The sequence below is a fragment of the Pedobacter sp. AC163 genome, assembly GCF_979258665.1.
In genome coordinates this window covers 4,972,982-4,989,203 of the sequence record NZ_OZ409872.1, presented here as the reverse complement: position 1 = coordinate 4,989,203, position 16,222 = coordinate 4,972,982, and the positions used below count along the sequence as shown (strand labels likewise).

Here is a 16,222-nt window from a genome sequence, read left to right as displayed (position 1 = left end):
TGATTTTACTGCAAAGCAAATGTTACCGGTATCCTAAAGCGGTAATTTACCGCTTTGCCATCTAACTTTGCAGGTATCCATTTTGGCATTCTCTTCAATACCCTAATCACTTCTTCATCACAACCATGACCTAATTTCCTATCGATTTGAATATTGGTAACTACCCCGTCTTTAGCCACAACAAATGAGGCAAATACCTTTCCCTCAATTTCCTCTTCTCTCGCATCGTCAGGATACTGCAAATTGTTAGCAATATAAGCCCGCAAGGCATTTATCCCCCCAGGAAATTCTGCAGGAAAATCAACATTGCCCGACTCATTAGAAGCAACACGAATACGGCCGGAATCAGATGCGGGTAAGGCGGCAGGCAAGAATCGCTCTTCACTAATGGTTTTTATAAAATTATTTTTAAAGGTTAGTGACCCACTTTTTTGCTGGGTATAAATTCTATGATAAATTGCATTTGATGCCGATTGAAAAAAAACAATAGAATTTTGATTGATTTTATAACTTGCTGATGCGATGGTATCACCACTGCCTTTATCATAAACCGTCTTGATTTCTTTAGCTATTGGCTTTAATTTACCCACCCTAAAAAGCTGGTAAAATGTAGTGTCTTTTTGATGCTTCGCCGCCACTTTCTGTTCAAACAACTGATAACTTACCGTACCAAGCTTAAAACCTTTAACCAGCTTTTTCGTTTGTCCAAACGAAAAATTAAAAACGAGAACGAAACTTAGGATGAGGGCTATTTTTAATTTGATGTGCATGTTTATGATTTTTAATTTGAAAATGAAAGTTCAGTTTTTTATAGCTTTGTGTAGTCCTGGCATCCGCTTTACTCACCCTAAAAAGCGGGTTTCGTGCTCGCTCCTGTCAGGTTTATAAACTACAGCTTTGCGCTTTTAGCCAAACCATACAATTTGCTTATTGCTCCTTTAAAAACTCTTTAGCGTCGATGGTTTTAAATTCCTTTTCTTCTTCATCCCATAAATACGATTTATAATAAACAGCCTCGTCATCCATTTTCTCCTTACAAATACCAGCAACAAATAGCCGGCTGGTAGATTTGCAAACTACACGATCTTCGGCAAAAAGGCATGAATTTTCTTCGCCCAAAGGCAAATCGTAAATTTTCCCATCCCGAACATCCATCATAAAACCCATAATACAACTGGCACCACAACCAAAAGTTGCTAAAATATAATGTCCTGCGAAATCAACTTCATCTCGCTCGTACGCTTCGGTAATTCTGGTTTTAAAATCTTTTGCTTCTGGGTAATCTGCCCAATTTAAGGGTGCTTTTGTAAAGTTTTTCTCTTCCTCTACAGCATATTTTTCAAAATTTATAGCATCCCAATAGTTTGGCTCAACTTCAACTGTTTCGTTATCCGTTACTGGCGTAGCCGTAGTAGTTGTATCTACCATTTGCTTGGGTTCATCAACCGGTGCCGCAATTGATGTTAGCGTATCCGCTCTTAACTGTTCGGCATCTTGTGTTTTAGGCTTATTATTGCAACCAACAGCAATAAAAATTATTACCAAAAAAGCTATCAATCGTGTCATATTGCTGGCCTACAATTAGTTGGTTTTATATTTATTTACCGTTGCCTTATTATAGAAAGTAATACCGAATTTTGTTTCTCCTTTTATAGGGTCGTCCTCTAAAACTTTTTCTTTGGTAATCACAAAATTTTGACCGTTTTTTTCCAGTTCTACCCGTTCTGGAGTATCATCAATAACTTTTGCACCTTGCTTATAAAAGGAATAAACTTTACTAATATCATCAGATGTAAAGGAGTAGATATCTCCTTCCAATTCATTGTTCTTATCGGTTGATACATTAATATAAGTAGCCTGGCTACCTGGATACATTTGTAATAGTTTGGCCACCGGTTCGGGATATTTATCGGCCCCCGAACCTTCGCGGTAATAATAATTCATACCACCTTTATCATTGGCCTCCCCTTTCTCTGCTTCGTTATCCTCAAAAGAATTTATCGCCCAGGCCGATAAGAGTAGAATTGGCATACCGATTAAGATGCATTTCAGCAAGAATTTTAATCGCTCCTTATTGGTTAAAAAGAATGTTACGTTTGACATCGTTCTTGATTTTTATTTATAAAAGATTTCAACAATTATTTTTCAGCTTTTTCAACATTGATCAGTTTTCGATCACTAATCATCTGCTCTAATTCACTCTTTGTAAATTTGGTTTCATTCTTCGAATAATTATCAGCTTCATTCTTCATTAATTGATCAAGCTGACTTGCCTTACGTGCAACTTCATTGTGCTTTACAACAGTAACCGTATCGCCGTTTACGGCAATTACTTTATACAAAGCATAGTTTCTATTTCCGTCTTTTACTTGATAAACATCATTAACAATGGGTGTTTTAATATCAGCTTTGCTAGCCCCACCAAAAACAACAACGCCAATAACGAATGCCATAAACAAACCAATTAAAATTAAGCCGGTGCGGTATACCCACGGTGTTTTTGCTTGGGACTTTTCTTGCTCGTAAACCGTTTTCAATCCATCAGGCATTTCGTTATTATATAAAACCTGTTTGCAATGGCTGCACTGGCTCGCCCCAACTTTGCTATATGGAAACATGGGAATCCAAAAGATGTGAAAATATTTAACCGCAAAAACTAAGCTCACAGTTTGCGTAGATCCACAATTGTGGCAATTCGCCTTGGCACCAGTGCCTGTCAAAATTTTTGATCTTGTTCCGAAGATTATCATATCCTATTGTGTAAAATGATTGAATAGTTTATGGATTAAACATATTCACAATCTGCTGTTTTAACTAGCGCCAATTATAATTCGCTGGGTTTTGATTACAATTCGTAGTCATTTGATTGTTTTTTAAAATCCATTGTTGAACATTAACGCTTTCAAGTGATCTATTTTCCGAATAATTAATCTTTATGCATCAAATTTGATTTTCTGATTTGCTTTGCATAAATTGAAAACAGTCTTAAAGTAATATAACCTATGAAAAGATTTCTGCTAATCATATTTTTAGCCAGCACATTATCCTTGCAGGCACAAACCCTCATGAACAATTATAAATATATCATTGTGCCTGAAAGGTTTAGCTTCTTAAAAAAGGTTAATCAATACAATTTAAATGCACTTACGAAAAGCTTGTTCGAAGAACGCGGTTTCACCGTTTATTACGATAATTTAGAATTACCAACTGAAATTGCCAGCGATAAATGCAAGGCGTTAACTGTTGATATTGAAGAGAATAACAGCATGTTCTCTACCAACCTCACCCTTTTACTAAAAGATTGTAAAGGCGCTTTAGTATTAAAAAGTAAGCAAGGGAAAAGCAGAGAAAAAGATTACCAGGTTTCTTATAATGAAGCGCTAAACGCAGCTTTTGCATCGCTCCCTGATTTAAGCAAAACGCCAATAACTGAGGCACAAGCCATTTCCGCTGCACCTCAAGCCGAACCTGTAAAAGCAGTGGTGATAACGGAACCTGTAAAGGCAGTAAAAGAGGAAGCCTCGCCAGCTACAGCCAAAGAAAACAAACCGTCGGCAGCCATGCTGAATCCTCAAGCGAATGCGCTTGGCTTTGATTTGTTAGATGCCACATCAAAAAAGATATTTACCCTATTAAAAACTTCTTTAACAGATGTTTTTATTGCCAATACAATTAATACAACTGGCGTTGTTTTCAAGAAAAAAGGAAATTGGTTTTACGAATATTATAAAGATGGGGCCGTAACTACCGAACAGCTTTATATCAACTTCGATAAATAAGGCGGAAAGATCTGAGCAGCGAAAATACGATAGCTCGGTATTGAAGAGAGGATCCAATGGGTTTGAAAAATTTAACCCATTGGATCCAACTTATGTTTAGCGTTGCTCAATTTCTTTTAAGCTGCTCATCTTTTTGTTGGCTAGAAATCCTTTGATATCTTCGAAATGCTCTCTTACCCGTTTATTCCCGAATTCGAAAACTTTTGTTGCCAATCCATCTAAGAAATCACGATCATGGGAAACTAAGATTAAAGTGCCATCAAAATCTTTCAAAGCATCTTTAATAATGTCTTTTGTTTTCATATCCAAATGATTGGTAGGCTCATCCAGAATTAACACATTTACAGGCTCGAGCAATAACTTAATCATGGCTAAACGTGTTTTCTCCCCACCACTAAGCACTTTTACTTTTTTAGTGGTATCATCGCCACTGAACATAAATGCGCCCAATAAATCTTTAATTTTAATGGTTCCATCCGTTAGCGGAATCTGGTCGATAGTTTCAAAAACAGTTAAGCTTTCATCAAGTAAAGCAGCCTGGTTTTGAGCGAAGTAACCGATTTTGGCATTGTGCCCAACTTTTAAAGAACCGTCAAAATCAATTTCGCCCATAATTACTTTAATCATGGTTGATTTACCTTCGCCGTTCTTTCCTACAAAAGCTATCTTTTCACCTCTTTCAATCACCATCGATGCTTTTTCAAACACGACGTGATCGCCATATTTTTTGGTGAGCTCTTCTACCATTACAGGGTATTGGCCCGAACGCGGTGAAGGTGGAAACTTTAATCGCAAAGCTGATGTATCTACTTCATCAATTTCAATAACATCCAATTTCTCGAGCATTTTAACCCTTGATTGTACTTGGAGCGTTTTCGAATAGGTGCCTCTAAACCGATCGATAAATTCCTGATTATCTGCAATAAAACGCTGCTGTTCTTCATAAGCTTTCAACTGATGAATCCTTCGATCAGCCCTTAATTGGAGATAGTGACTATATTTGGCTTTGTAATCATAAATCCTTCCCATGGTTACTTCAATGGTGCGATTGGCAATGTTATCTACAAAGGCCCTATCGTGCGAAATAACCATTACCGCTTTGGCCGAATTGATTAAAAAATCTTCCAACCATTGAATACTTTCTATATCCATGTGGTTGGTAGGCTCATCAAGCAAAATCAAATCCGGTTTCTTCAAAAGTATTTTCGCCAGTTCGATCCGCATGCGCCAGCCTCCAGAAAATTCCGAAGTTTGTCGCGTAAAATCCTTACGCTCAAAGCCCAATCCTTTTAAAACTTTCTCTACTTCCGCATCATAATTAACCTCTTCAATGGAATAAAATTTTTCGCTCAACTCTGATACCCTTTCAATCAGCTTCATGTAATCATCGCTTTCATAATCGGTGCGAATAGTGAGTTGCTCGTTTAGCTCGTCTAATTCCTTTTGCATCTGATTTACCTCTTGAAAGGCTTTCATTGTTTCTTCAAAAACAGTTACCTTATCTTGTGTAAGCAAATGTTGTGGTAAATAGGCGATTACCGCTTCTTTCGGACCAGTCACATTGCCAGTGGTAGGTTTAGAAACATCGGCAATGATTTTTAAAATGGTCGATTTACCTGCACCATTTTTACCCATTAGGGCAATTTTATCGTTTTCGTTGATGGAAAAAGTAACGTCGCTAAAAAGAGTTGTTCCGCCAAAGGAAACGGAAATATTATTTACATTAATCACAATTATAATTTTAAATGATTTTGCAAAGATAAACGAAAGCAGATAAATGCAACCTTTTTATTGAAAGATCACGTTTTACATTTTCAATCCTATGCAATCGACCGACAGCCCGAAATGAGCTTTGGCTATGAATAGAAATTGACCCAGATATCAATTCCCTATCGTTCTATCTTCAACCACAGCTGAGCATAGGGAGCGAGTTGAATTTTGTCTTTGTTGACCACCTTAAAATTACCAATCAATGCCTTTTCATTGCCTTGCAGTGGGAATGAAACGGTTGTTCCAGTGTTGCTGAAATTATGCAAAACAATGATTTCTTTTTTCGGAGTAACATATTTTATGCCGAGTACCGAATTGTTTTTTACTTCCATCAGTTCCCAATCGGCAGTGCCAATTTCGGGTAGCGAACGCCTTAACGTGATTAGTTTTCTAATGAAGTTTAAAAGCGAGTTTGGGTCTTTAGATTGATCTTCGACATTTACCTTTTGATAAGCAAAATCTCCATAGGAAATTACCGGTCTTATTGTTTTCGAAGCGGTGCTAAATCCTGAATTTTTCGCTCTGTTCCATTGCATAGGTGTTCTAACCGAAAGGCGCTCGGCAAGGGTAAGATCATCGCCCATGCCTATCTCCTCTCCCGAGCGGATAACTGGCGCCCCCGGAAGCGAGTACAATACACTATATGCCATTTTTATTTGTTCTGGCTTACCTAGCATCGGCGCCAGTCGTCGCCGAATGCCTCTATTATAAAGCTGCATGCTGGGTTCGGGCCCGAATTTTTCATATACTTTGTTCCGTTCCGCTTTACTTAATCTGCCCAAGTCAATTTCATCATGATTACGAAGAAAGTAAGCCCATTGTGAAGGCTCGGGCTTTATTCGGGTTTCATGTAGGGCATCTTTAAACGTCGAAACATTTTCATCGGCCATTGCATAAAACAAATGTTGGTTGGCATAAAAATGAAACATCATTTGTAAACGGTCGCCTTTCTCACCGAAATATTCAATGTTTTCTTTAGGTGAAACATTTGCCTCACCTAACAATACGGTTTCCTTGTCTATAGATTTTGCTGCTGTTACAATCGAATCCAATACACCAAACATTTTTGCAGGCTTTGCTGCACCAGATTCAGGTACATCAATGATAAAGGGGACGGCATCTAACCTGAAACCCTTTATGCCTTTTGCCGACCAATAACGAAGAATTTTAATTGCCTCCTGTTGAACCTGCTTATTTTGATAGTTTAAATCTGGTTGAAAATCATAAAAACGATGGAAGTAGTACTTTTTTGCAATGTCATCATAAGTCCAGGTTTGAGATTGAAAACCTTCGAACACCATACCCTTGTCAAAGTCTTTGGGCTTGGTTGCAGACCATACATATCTGGATTGAAAATTGCCTGTGCTATCGGTGCGGGCTTTTATATACCAGGGATGTTCAATTGAAGTATGATTCAAGACCATATCCATCACGATTTTGATATTGCGTTGCCTGGCGGCGACCATGAAAGCTTCGAAATCGGCCATGGTTCCGAGTCTCGGGTCAATTCCGTAATAATCTGTAACATCGTAGCCATCATCATGATCCGGAGTAGGCTGAAATGGCGAAAGCCAGATGACTTCTACGCCTAAAGAATCGAGGTAAGGCAACTTTTGTGTGAGGCCTTTGAAATCTCCAATACCATCCCCATCACTATCTTTAAAAATATCTATATCCAGATTGTAAATGATAATGTTTCTGTACCATGCTGGTGCTACTTTGGCTGAGATTTTTTTGGGATCTTGTTTACAGGCGCCCAAGAGCAAAATAATAGCCCAGACGAACGACGTGAATTTTAGTAAGATAAGGTGCTTAAGATGTCTTCCTCCGCTCATCAGCATTAATTTTTAATAGGACGTTTTTTCGTTAAATCTTTTCTGGCCACTTTACGTTTCAAAGAATCCTGCCGTTTATCTATTGCTTTTAAGCTGTCGCGTTTTGGCCACTTCGCCGCTTTCGGATTATACTTACCTGCTTTAGGCACAGGTTTCTTTATCAAAGTATCATTCGTGCTTCGTTGCCTGGTTCCGGTAGGTACTTGAGCCAGTAAAGTGAAATGTACCGATGTGATTAATGTAAAAATGAGTATGACTTGTTTCATAAAATGATCTCTTTAGCTGAGGTGTTTCATCAATTCTAATTAAAAACAACCCTCCTATTTTAGAGAATGTTTTAGCTAATTCATTTTTGTGATAGCAGATATGATGTCATCCCATGTAAAAAACGGCTAAAGGTTGAGTGCCAAAAAATTCAATAATTTTAAAAAAACAAAACAAAATTTTAACCAATAGGATTTTATAAAGACAACTTATACGACTATGAAAACGAAAATAAAATCGACAGTAGCTTTGTGTTTAGTAGCAATATTAACAGCCTGCACGAACTACAAGCCTGAGAAAGGAAATCACTATAAAGATACAGAGGATACGGTTAAGAAAGATTCGGTTCAAAAACCTACCAATTTAGATAATCGTGATTCTGTTAAGAAATACTAATTTTTAATTTGGAAGAATAGTTTCAGACTTAAAAATGGACAATAAAAATTTATACGAGAAGATTGGCGAACTGTTAATAGCACATGATTTTACCATTGCATTTGCTGAAAGCGCCACTGCCGGAAGATTATCAGCTGATTTTTCGCTAATTGAAGATGCTGGAAAATTTTTAAAAGGTGGTGTAGTTTGTTACGATGCCTGCATCAAAGAAGACATGCTTCACGTTGACCATGAACTTATTGAAAAGTATACACCAGAAAGTATGGAGGTTACGGAAGCGATAACCTATGGCTTAATGAAAATTATCAAAGCCGACATTCATATTGGAGTAACAGGCCTAACTTGTCCTGGTGGGAGCGAAAGTGAAAGTAAACCGGTAGGCACCATGTTTATATATGGCAGCTTTCAGGGTGCGCCTATTTTTGCAGAGCGAATAAAATTCGACGGTAATAAATCAGAAATCATCTCTGCAACAGTGAGCCACTGTGCCACGCTTCTATATCGGTACTTACAATCTATTAGTCGGTAAACCAATTGTTAACCGTAAACCAAAAACCAAGGTTGGGCTTATAGAGGCTTGTACTTTTTCCAGCTGCATAAGGATAAAATTGATTTCTTTTCAGCTGGTAAACTTCATTAAAATTTTCGTTTACACGAGTTAAAACATAAATATTAACCCCTTTCAAATGTGAATTCTCCACATCCAACGCTTCTATAAAACTAACCTCTTGAGCCATTTTCTCCACTTTTGAAATGGGTTCCTTAGAAAGGTAAATCAACGAAGTGCCAACCAACTCGGGTGGAGATTCTAAAATGAAACTATTGCTGGCCGAGATAATCTGCAAGTTATTGATCTTTACATATCGTTTCAGGGCGCCTGCAATAGCGTAATCATCAGTCAAAATATATCTTGCAGGTTGATTTTCGATTTCATTTACGGCTAAACCAACTTTATTTGCAGCGATTTCCCAGCCAGACATATCAGCAAAAAATTGTGGTATCGAGCCCTGAGAACCGTCTTCCCAAGTCATAGGCCGAGAAAAACTGGTTAATGCTACCATTTGCCTGATGTATGTTCTGCAATTCCCCATCGATAATATCGGAATGACCAAAGGCAAACTTAATATTCCAAATAATGAGATCATCAAAAGAAAGATGGTCTTCTTCACTCGGCTCAACCTGGTTAGCATGATTTCCCAGCAATATCCACCCGCAGCAAATAGAAAAGGAAACATGCCTAAGCCATAATACAGTTTGCCTTTCAACAAGGCCAAAGCCACTACCAAAAGCAATGTTGATATAGGCCAGATTAACAAATACCGTCCACCTTTTTTGGATAGCAACAGGTATAGAAAACCCGCCATCCACACAGAAACGCCGGCACCATGAAAAAATACGAGCTGAAATAAATAGTCGGGGATGTTTAAAACAAAAGCTTGTTGACCAACTAAGCCTAAAAAATTAAAAACAGGAAAACCATGTTGTGCCTGCCATAAAATGTTGGGCATCATCATAATAAGGAAAAGAATGGAAGCACCAGTCAGTGCAGGCAATCCCACCTTTAAACGTCCTTTAAAAACGATAAGCGAGGCCAAGCCAAGCGTCACTAAATACATGAAGATGGTGTACTTATTTAACATCCCAATGCCAAGTACCGCACCAGAGAGCAATAAGTAAGTCGGTTTTTGGGTTTGAAAATAACGTAATAGCACAAACGCAAAAAGCGTCCACAAAAATTCATCGAAAACTACGGGTTGCAACAGATAAGAGGTGGCTAAAAAAGACGGCGACCAGATTATTGCCAAACAAGCGATAATGATCCCTAACCTTTTAGCACCTAAATAATGTGCTATTAAACCGGTGAGCACTACCGTGAAACTAGAAAACAACGTGGGAATAATGCGCCATGCCGCAACACTATCGCCAAATAATTTTGCCGATAGGCCCGCTACCCACGTAACCAATGGCGAAATATCTGGGAATCCCCATTGAAAATCTTTCCCTAAATGAATGTAGTACAACTCATCGGCATGCAATCCGTACCGCGGAAGAAAGAATACATGAAGCGTAAATTTTAGTAAGCCAAAAAAAACCAATAATCCAACCGTGGCTTTGGTGAGTTTAAGATTATTGGTGTTTGAATTTCCTGCAGTAGTGACGGATGTTTCCCAATTTGGGTTCGAATCTGCTTTCTCCAACTGATAAATAGGCGAATCAATTAACATGCGCATTCTTCTCCCCTAAAAATAAGTGGTTTTGGGAAGATAAGTATCGAAATCATAAACCGAATCACCAAAATTATTAATTGAAAACTGAAAACGAAAAACCTCCGCCTGGTAAATAGCGAAAGTAAAGTTATTTGTTGCCTTCAACTGGATGTCGAAGACAATTTTTTTTATGTGCTTATCAACTCCGTGTGCTATCAGGAAACTGAAATGGAGCGAAATAAGGTTAGGCAATTGAAACCCGATGGAACTGATTTCACCTCCATAATGATAAAAAAGCGCTTCCAGTATAGCTAAGCCTGGTTGAAATTGCAAATTGCGGTCATTTTGCGAAATCATCGGGTTCATCATAGCGATATAACATCGTTTATGGCCAAATTGATTTGCAATTAGCAAAATACACGATGTTTATTTCAAACAAACAGTTTCAATATATTCCTCAAATGTTTGTATCTAAGATATTGTGCCAAATGGAAAACTTTCTTTCTTTATTCATGTAGTCTTTATACAAAACATTAACTGTGTCCTGTATTTATGAAAATTGGAATCATAGCGCATCTCAAGCATCCTATTGTTGCGCCCTTTGCTGGCGGCCTTGAAGTTTTTACTCATCAGGTTACTAAAAGCTTGCAAGCCCTGGGGCACGAAGTTATACTTTTTGCCAGCGATGCATCAGATAATACCTTGCCTTTAGAACCCATTTATTCTGATGAACATTACGATAATAAAACAAAAGTTAGAAAAAAGCAAAGGGATCTTCCCTCAGAATATATCGCAGAGCACCATGCTTATTTTAACCTGATGATGCATATCGATGATTATGAACTCGACGTTATTTTTAACAATAGCCTCCATTACATTCCCATCACCATGGCTGCTACGCTGGAAACGCCGATGATAACGGTTTTGCACACGCCTCCTTTTTACGAACTTAAAATGGCAATCGAAGCAGAGCGCCGCCAACCAGTAATTGATTACATCACCGTATCGCAGCAAAATGCCCGAAATTGGAGTGAGGTAGTATCAGACTGTGCCGTCATATTAAATGGAATTAAGTTAGCTGAGTGGCCTTTTAATCCGAGCACAACCATAGCAAAACATGCACTTTGGTTCGGAAGAATTCATCCTGATAAAGGATTGCACCTGGCTATTGCAGCGGCGAGAACTGCCGGAATACCACTACATGTTGCAGGCGGCATCGCCGATCAAAAATATTTCGACAAAGAAATTAAGCCAATTCTTGGTGAGGATATTAAATTACTTGGGCTATTGAATCATGAGCAATTAAGTAAAGAAATTTGTCAGGCCAGCGCTTGCCTGATTACGCCGTGTTGGGAAGAACCCTTTGGTTTTGTAGTTGCAGAAGCGATGGCTTGTGGTACTCCTATTGCCGGTTTTAAAATAGGTGCATTGCCTGAGTTGATTGCTCCAGAAACAGGCATTTTAGTCGATTTTGGCGATACTGATGCATTAGCTGAAGCCCTAAAAAACGTGACGAAGCTAGATAGAAAATACATTCATGAGTATGCCAATGAAAAATTTAGTTTCGATAAAATGATAGCAAATTATGTTTGCTTTATGGAAGAAGTAGCCGATAAAAAGAAAAACCTAAAATACGCCGGATGAGATTTGAGAATGATACCCTAGCAGCACCAAAAACCTTTGATTGGTTACGGTTTAGAGAAGTTCTCATCGAAATTGAAGCCATGGCGGCTGAAACTGAAAATGACCCCAACGGACCGGTAAAAGAATTTGAATTGTTACATCACTGCGGTGCACTGGAGCTGGTTTTACCAGATCATGCCCTGGATTTCAATCGTCCAAATACGCCAGCCTTATTGCAACTGCTAAAGGATATTGGCAAAGCAAACCTTTCCGTAGGACGAATTTTTGAGGGTCATATCAATACCCTGTACCTTATTCATTTATATGCAACTCCTGAGCAGCGCCATAAATGGTATAATGGGGTAATAGAAAACGGCGATATTTTTGGCATTTGGAATACGCAAAATCAGAATGGAATCCAATACAATGAAACAAATAGCCAGCTGGAAATAGCCGGGAGTAAGACATTTTGTTCGGGTGCAATGCTGGTTAATAAAGCACTTATTACCGGCAACATTAACACTGTTGAAAGAGATGGTTGGCAGATGGCTATTATTGATATGGATCGAATTTCCAAGGATCAGATAGATAAAGAGAGTTGGAAACCCCTTGGAATGAAAGCTTCTGGAAGTTATACCGTTAACTTTAGTGGTTACCAGTTAGATGATTCGGAACTATTGGGCGAACCCGGTATTTATTTAAAACAGCCTTATTTTAATGGAGGAGCTATTCGTTTTGCTGCCGTACAACTTGGCGGAGCAGAAGCCGTTGCCGAACACACCACTAAGTACCTTAAAGAGTTAAATCGAACCGACGATCCTTTCCAGCAATTGCGGCTTTCGTGTATCATGTCGGCGGTGATGTCGGGTCGTTTGTGGCTGGAGCAAGCTGGTAAATATTTCGATAGCTGGGTAAACGAAGGTAATCATGATGAAGACCTGATTGCCTTTGCGAATATGACGAGGGTAAATATTGAGGAAATTTGCCTCACCGTGATGGATAACAGCAACAGATGTGTTGGGGCAAGGGGTTTGATGGAAACCGGAAATCTGGGTCGAATTTTCCGCGACCTGACCTTTTATTTAAGGCAGCCAGCACCAGATGCAACCCGACTTAATGTTGCAAAATTTTTCATCAATAATCCATCAGCTTTTCATGAATAATCCTTTCGATAAACAAAAATTTTGGAAAACTGCCATTTCCATAGCCCCACAAGATTTAAAAAACTATAGCACTTGCCTGGTCATGGTTCCCCATCCGGATGATGAATCTTTGGCTTGCGCCGGACTTATTGCTACCTTGATTAGCCTGAATGTTGAAGTTTTTGTTATACTCACCACAGATGGAAGCAAGTCGCATCCAAATTCACAAAAATATCCAGCAGAAAAACTGGCTGAGCTTAGGCTATCAGAGCTTAAAAATGCCTTAACTTTATTAGGTACGAAAGAAGAAAACTGGCGGTTCTATGGTGCTGAAGATGCAGCAATGCCTGGAAAAGGAATGCCAGGATTTGTAGAATTAGTTGATAGGCTAGGTACAGATTTAACACAAATTAAACCCGACCTGATCCTGGTTCCCTATGAGTTGGATCCACACTGTGACCATAGAGCAACGCATCAACTGCTTATTTCTGCGCTTGAACAATCGAAAATTGGTCGCCCCAGGATTTGGGAATATCCCATTTGGCTTTATGAACATGCCATTGCGGAAGACATACCGAAGCTCGATAAAGGGGAATTATTAGCCCTTGAAGTGAGCAATTATTTACCGCTTAAAGTGAAGTGTATCAATGCGCACCAATCTCAGGTAAGCCACTTAATCGATGATGATCCACATGGTTTTATCCTGTTACCAGAAGTGATTGACAATTTTTTAACGGAGCAAGAGTATTTCATGGAGCGAAAAAAAATCAATCCGGAGGCCACTTTATCCGAAAATTATTTTGAAGAGCTATATTCGAAAAATCGGGATCCTTGGAATTTTGAAACAAGTAAATATGAAGAAGAAAAATATAATGCTACCATTGCTGCTATCCCAGCCGGCAATCATAATCAAGCATTAGAAATTGGCTGCTCCATTGGTGTTTTGACCGAGAAGATTGCCACACTTTGCAACCACCTTGTGGCAATTGATATAAGTAAAATGGCTTTAAATCAAGCAAAAGAACGCCTTAAATCTGCTTCGAATGTCGAATTTCGATTGGGCGGCATTCCTACAGCTTTTCCAGAAGGGAATTTCGATCTGATCTTAATGAGTGAGGTAGGTTATTATCTCTCTATGGAAGATCTTCTCCTTACCCGAGCAAAAATATCAAATGCCCTAAATCCCAACGGCATCCTGATTTTGGTGCACTGGACTCATTTTGTGGCCGACTATCCCTTAACTGGAGACGAAGTACACAATTGCTTTATAGATCAGGGGTTTTCTCGCTTATACCACAGCGCCACAAAAGATTATCGATTAGATGTGCTACAAAAATTAAACTAATGCCTTTCACCATCGCATTTTATGTTCACCATCATGGCTCAGGCCATTTGATGCGCACCATGCAAATAGTAAAAGCACTTCCTGAATATAAAATCATTTTGTTTGGAAGCGCTCTACAAACGGTAGATCTTGCTAATTTACCAAATGTAACGCTTATTCATTTACCGCTAGATTTCAATGATGTAAATATTGACGAAGAGCCTGAAGAGACGCTCCCCGAAACCTTTCACTATGCGCCACTGAATGTACCTGGCATAAAAAAAAGAATGGCCATAATGGCCAACGTTTTTGAAAAAGAGTCACCGATGATTTTAGTGGTGGATGTCTCAATAGAAATTACTTTATTCGCCCGTTTGTGCGGCATCCCTACCATCGTAATGGCGCAGCATGGAAACCGAAATGATTTGCCACACTTAATGGCATTTCAAAGTGCAGCGTTGATCCTCGCACCTTTTCCTGAATCACTTTATGTTGGCGAGCGCAATTGGGTATACGATAAAACATTTTTCACTGGCGGATTTTCCAGGTTCATTCCTGATGGAAGACATGAAGTGAAGGAAAATGAAATCGCCATTCTCATCGGTGCTGGCGGCACTTCTATAAATGCCAGTTTAATCAAACACATTGCTCAACAATCTCCGACTCTTATTTTCCATGTTATTGGGGAGGAGATAAAAGATGATGAAAACGCCAACATTTTCTGGCATGGAAGAGTTGATCATCCAAAAGAGTTATTGGAATCTGTCAGTATTATTATTGGCAATACCGGTCACAATACGGTGATGGAAGTGGCTACCTTAAATAAACGGTTTATCGGCATTCCTGAATCGAGGCCTTTTGCCGAACAGGAACAAAAAGCAGAAGCAGTAGCTGGGCGGCAAGGAATTTATATTATTAGTAGAGATGACTTGTGGCACACAAAATGGCAAGATATTTTTGAGCAAATTATTCGAGAGGAACCAGATTGGAGCGATGTAATTTTACCAAACGCCATAGACAATATGGCCAAAGCCATTGTGAACACCGGCAAAAAATTCTTTAAATCTTAAACTTTTTTAGCGTTTAATATTTCTCGTTGATTAGGCTTTCTGAGGATGTGAAGTTGATCGTTATCCCTATTGATGAAACCCAAATCTACAAAGCTTCGCAGCCATCCTTCCATGGGCCATTTTTTCCATTTTTTAAAAAATACTTTCGCATTACGAACGATATCATCAAAATGATTAAGTGGTGGTTTGTACTGCTCATGATATTGGTGATAGGCTACTGCAGCTATTAATTTCATACCGACTGCCTGTTCCCGGGCGGTAAAGGCGAAGTCAGTATCTTCTGCTCCATAACCTGCGAACCTTGCATCAAAACCCCCAATTTTCCAGTAATCTGCTGCAAAACATCCAAAATTAAGCGACCAAAATAGTTCGTGTGGTAATGTTGTCATTCCAAACCTTATGGGATCTGGCTCACTGCTTGCCCCCAGCTCCGAAAACCAATCTGCACCCTCATCAAAGCCATTTTTTAAATAACGAACTTCACCATTGACTAAAAAGCCCACTTGAAAATTATTGAGATACGTTTCTACGAGGAGCGATGAGGGAATGCAATCCACATCCAAAAAAATCAACCTATCTCCTGCTGCATTTTTAGCCGCAAAATTTCTGGCCGCGGCCAAAGGCAAATCTTCACGATGTGAAAAAGAAAACTGTTTAATAATAAATGGCGCATCTGGAAGGTTACGCTCAGGCTCATTCATAAATACAACAACAAGCTCGTCAGGCAAAATGGTATTCGCAGCCAAGCCTTTAATCAAATTGTTCAAAGCACCGGCTCGGCCCTTTACTATGGTTAAAACAGATATGCTCAT

Annotated in this window: 17 protein-coding genes; 7 read left to right on the top strand and 10 right to left on the bottom strand. The window is 39.0% G+C overall.

The features are described from left to right. Window positions 1-5: 5 nt before the first annotated feature. From ACZZZK_RS21620 to ACZZZK_RS21605, 4 genes are all read right to left on the bottom strand, one after another. Complete coding sequence (locus ACZZZK_RS21620; RefSeq protein ID WP_463485941.1) at window positions 6-770, bottom strand: energy transducer TonB; 765 nt, start codon at window positions 768-770, stop codon at window positions 6-8. A 157-nt stretch (window positions 771-927) separates the two neighbouring features. Then, window positions 928-1,566, bottom strand: a complete 639-nt coding sequence (locus ACZZZK_RS21615; protein WP_463485940.1) for a hypothetical protein — start codon at window positions 1,564-1,566, stop codon at window positions 928-930. A gap of 15 nt (window positions 1,567-1,581) precedes the next feature. Further along, complete coding sequence (locus ACZZZK_RS21610; RefSeq protein WP_463485939.1) at window positions 1,582-2,103, bottom strand: hypothetical protein; 522 nt, start codon at window positions 2,101-2,103, stop codon at window positions 1,582-1,584. 35 nt (window positions 2,104-2,138) lie between these two features. After that, window positions 2,139-2,750: a zinc-ribbon domain-containing protein gene (locus ACZZZK_RS21605; protein WP_463485938.1), complete on the bottom strand. Its 612-nt coding sequence runs from the start codon at window positions 2,748-2,750 to the stop codon at window positions 2,139-2,141. A gap of 252 nt (window positions 2,751-3,002) precedes the next feature. Between ACZZZK_RS21605 and ACZZZK_RS21600 the strand changes: the two genes are divergently transcribed. Beyond that, on the top strand, window positions 3,003-3,779 hold the full coding sequence (locus ACZZZK_RS21600; RefSeq protein ID WP_463485937.1) for a hypothetical protein: 777 nt from the start codon (window positions 3,003-3,005) through the stop codon (window positions 3,777-3,779). A 96-nt stretch (window positions 3,780-3,875) separates the two neighbouring features. On the opposite strand, the gene ACZZZK_RS21595 is transcribed toward ACZZZK_RS21600, so the two are convergent. The 3 genes from ACZZZK_RS21595 to ACZZZK_RS21585 all read right to left on the bottom strand — a co-directional run bounded on the left by ACZZZK_RS21595 (window position 3,876) and on the right by ACZZZK_RS21585 (window position 7,650). Beyond that, entirely contained in the window at window positions 3,876-5,510 is a 1,635-nt protein-coding gene (locus ACZZZK_RS21595; protein WP_463485936.1) for an ABC-F family ATP-binding cassette domain-containing protein, read from the bottom strand. A 158-nt stretch (window positions 5,511-5,668) separates the two neighbouring features. Then, window positions 5,669-7,384 carry an alpha-amylase family protein gene (locus ACZZZK_RS21590; RefSeq protein ID WP_463485935.1) on the bottom strand — a complete coding sequence of 572 codons (1,716 nt, stop codon included), beginning with the start codon at window positions 7,382-7,384 and terminating at the stop codon, window positions 5,669-5,671. Between the two features lie 5 nt (window positions 7,385-7,389). Continuing rightward, window positions 7,390-7,650 carry a hypothetical protein gene (locus ACZZZK_RS21585; RefSeq protein ID WP_463485934.1) on the bottom strand — a complete coding sequence of 87 codons (261 nt, stop codon included), beginning with the start codon at window positions 7,648-7,650 and terminating at the stop codon, window positions 7,390-7,392. Window positions 7,651-7,867: 217 nt separating this feature from the next. Here ACZZZK_RS21585 and ACZZZK_RS21580 point away from each other — a divergent pair, with 217 nt between their 5' ends. Beyond that, a complete protein-coding gene (locus ACZZZK_RS21580) occupies window positions 7,868-8,044 on the top strand; it encodes a hypothetical protein (RefSeq protein WP_463485933.1) in 177 nt (58 codons plus the stop codon). A gap of 34 nt (window positions 8,045-8,078) precedes the next feature. Next, on the top strand, window positions 8,079-8,573 hold the full coding sequence (locus ACZZZK_RS21575) for a CinA family protein (protein WP_463485932.1): 495 nt from the start codon (window positions 8,079-8,081) through the stop codon (window positions 8,571-8,573). On the opposite strand, the gene ACZZZK_RS21570 is transcribed toward ACZZZK_RS21575, so the two are convergent. Together ACZZZK_RS21570 and ACZZZK_RS21565 are read right to left on the bottom strand one after the other, a co-directional pair. Next, entirely contained in the window at window positions 8,563-10,275 is a 1,713-nt protein-coding gene (locus ACZZZK_RS21570) for an ArnT family glycosyltransferase (RefSeq protein ID WP_463485931.1), read from the bottom strand. The genes ACZZZK_RS21575 and ACZZZK_RS21570 overlap by 11 nt on opposite strands. A gap of 9 nt (window positions 10,276-10,284) precedes the next feature. Continuing rightward, window positions 10,285-10,620, bottom strand: coding sequence for a hypothetical protein (locus tag ACZZZK_RS21565; RefSeq protein ID WP_463485930.1), 336 nt, complete (start codon window positions 10,618-10,620; stop codon window positions 10,285-10,287). Window positions 10,621-10,803: 183 nt separating this feature from the next. Here ACZZZK_RS21565 and ACZZZK_RS21560 point away from each other — a divergent pair, with 183 nt between their 5' ends. The 4 genes from ACZZZK_RS21560 to ACZZZK_RS21545 are packed head-to-tail and all read left to right on the top strand — an operon-like array spanning window position 10,804 to window position 15,410. Further along, window positions 10,804-11,895 carry a glycosyltransferase family 4 protein gene (locus ACZZZK_RS21560; RefSeq protein WP_463485929.1) on the top strand — a complete coding sequence of 364 codons (1,092 nt, stop codon included), beginning with the start codon at window positions 10,804-10,806 and terminating at the stop codon, window positions 11,893-11,895. Then, window positions 11,892-13,037 (top strand): acyl-CoA dehydrogenase family protein, encoded by a 1,146-nt coding sequence (locus ACZZZK_RS21555; RefSeq protein ID WP_463485928.1) that lies wholly within the window; start codon window positions 11,892-11,894, stop codon window positions 13,035-13,037. The genes ACZZZK_RS21560 and ACZZZK_RS21555 overlap by 4 nt, the downstream gene beginning before the upstream one ends. Beyond that, on the top strand, window positions 13,030-14,361 hold the full coding sequence (locus ACZZZK_RS21550; protein WP_463485927.1) for a PIG-L family deacetylase: 1,332 nt from the start codon (window positions 13,030-13,032) through the stop codon (window positions 14,359-14,361). Before ACZZZK_RS21555 ends, ACZZZK_RS21550 begins: the two co-directional genes overlap by 8 nt. After that, entirely contained in the window at window positions 14,361-15,410 is a 1,050-nt protein-coding gene (locus ACZZZK_RS21545) for a glycosyltransferase (protein WP_463485926.1), read from the top strand. The genes ACZZZK_RS21550 and ACZZZK_RS21545 overlap by 1 nt, the downstream gene beginning before the upstream one ends. On the opposite strand, the gene ACZZZK_RS21540 is transcribed toward ACZZZK_RS21545, so the two are convergent. Next, window positions 15,407-16,222: a glycosyltransferase family 2 protein gene (locus ACZZZK_RS21540; protein ID WP_463485925.1), complete on the bottom strand. Its 816-nt coding sequence runs from the start codon at window positions 16,220-16,222 to the stop codon at window positions 15,407-15,409. The two genes, ACZZZK_RS21545 and ACZZZK_RS21540, sit on opposite strands and share 4 nt — an antisense overlap.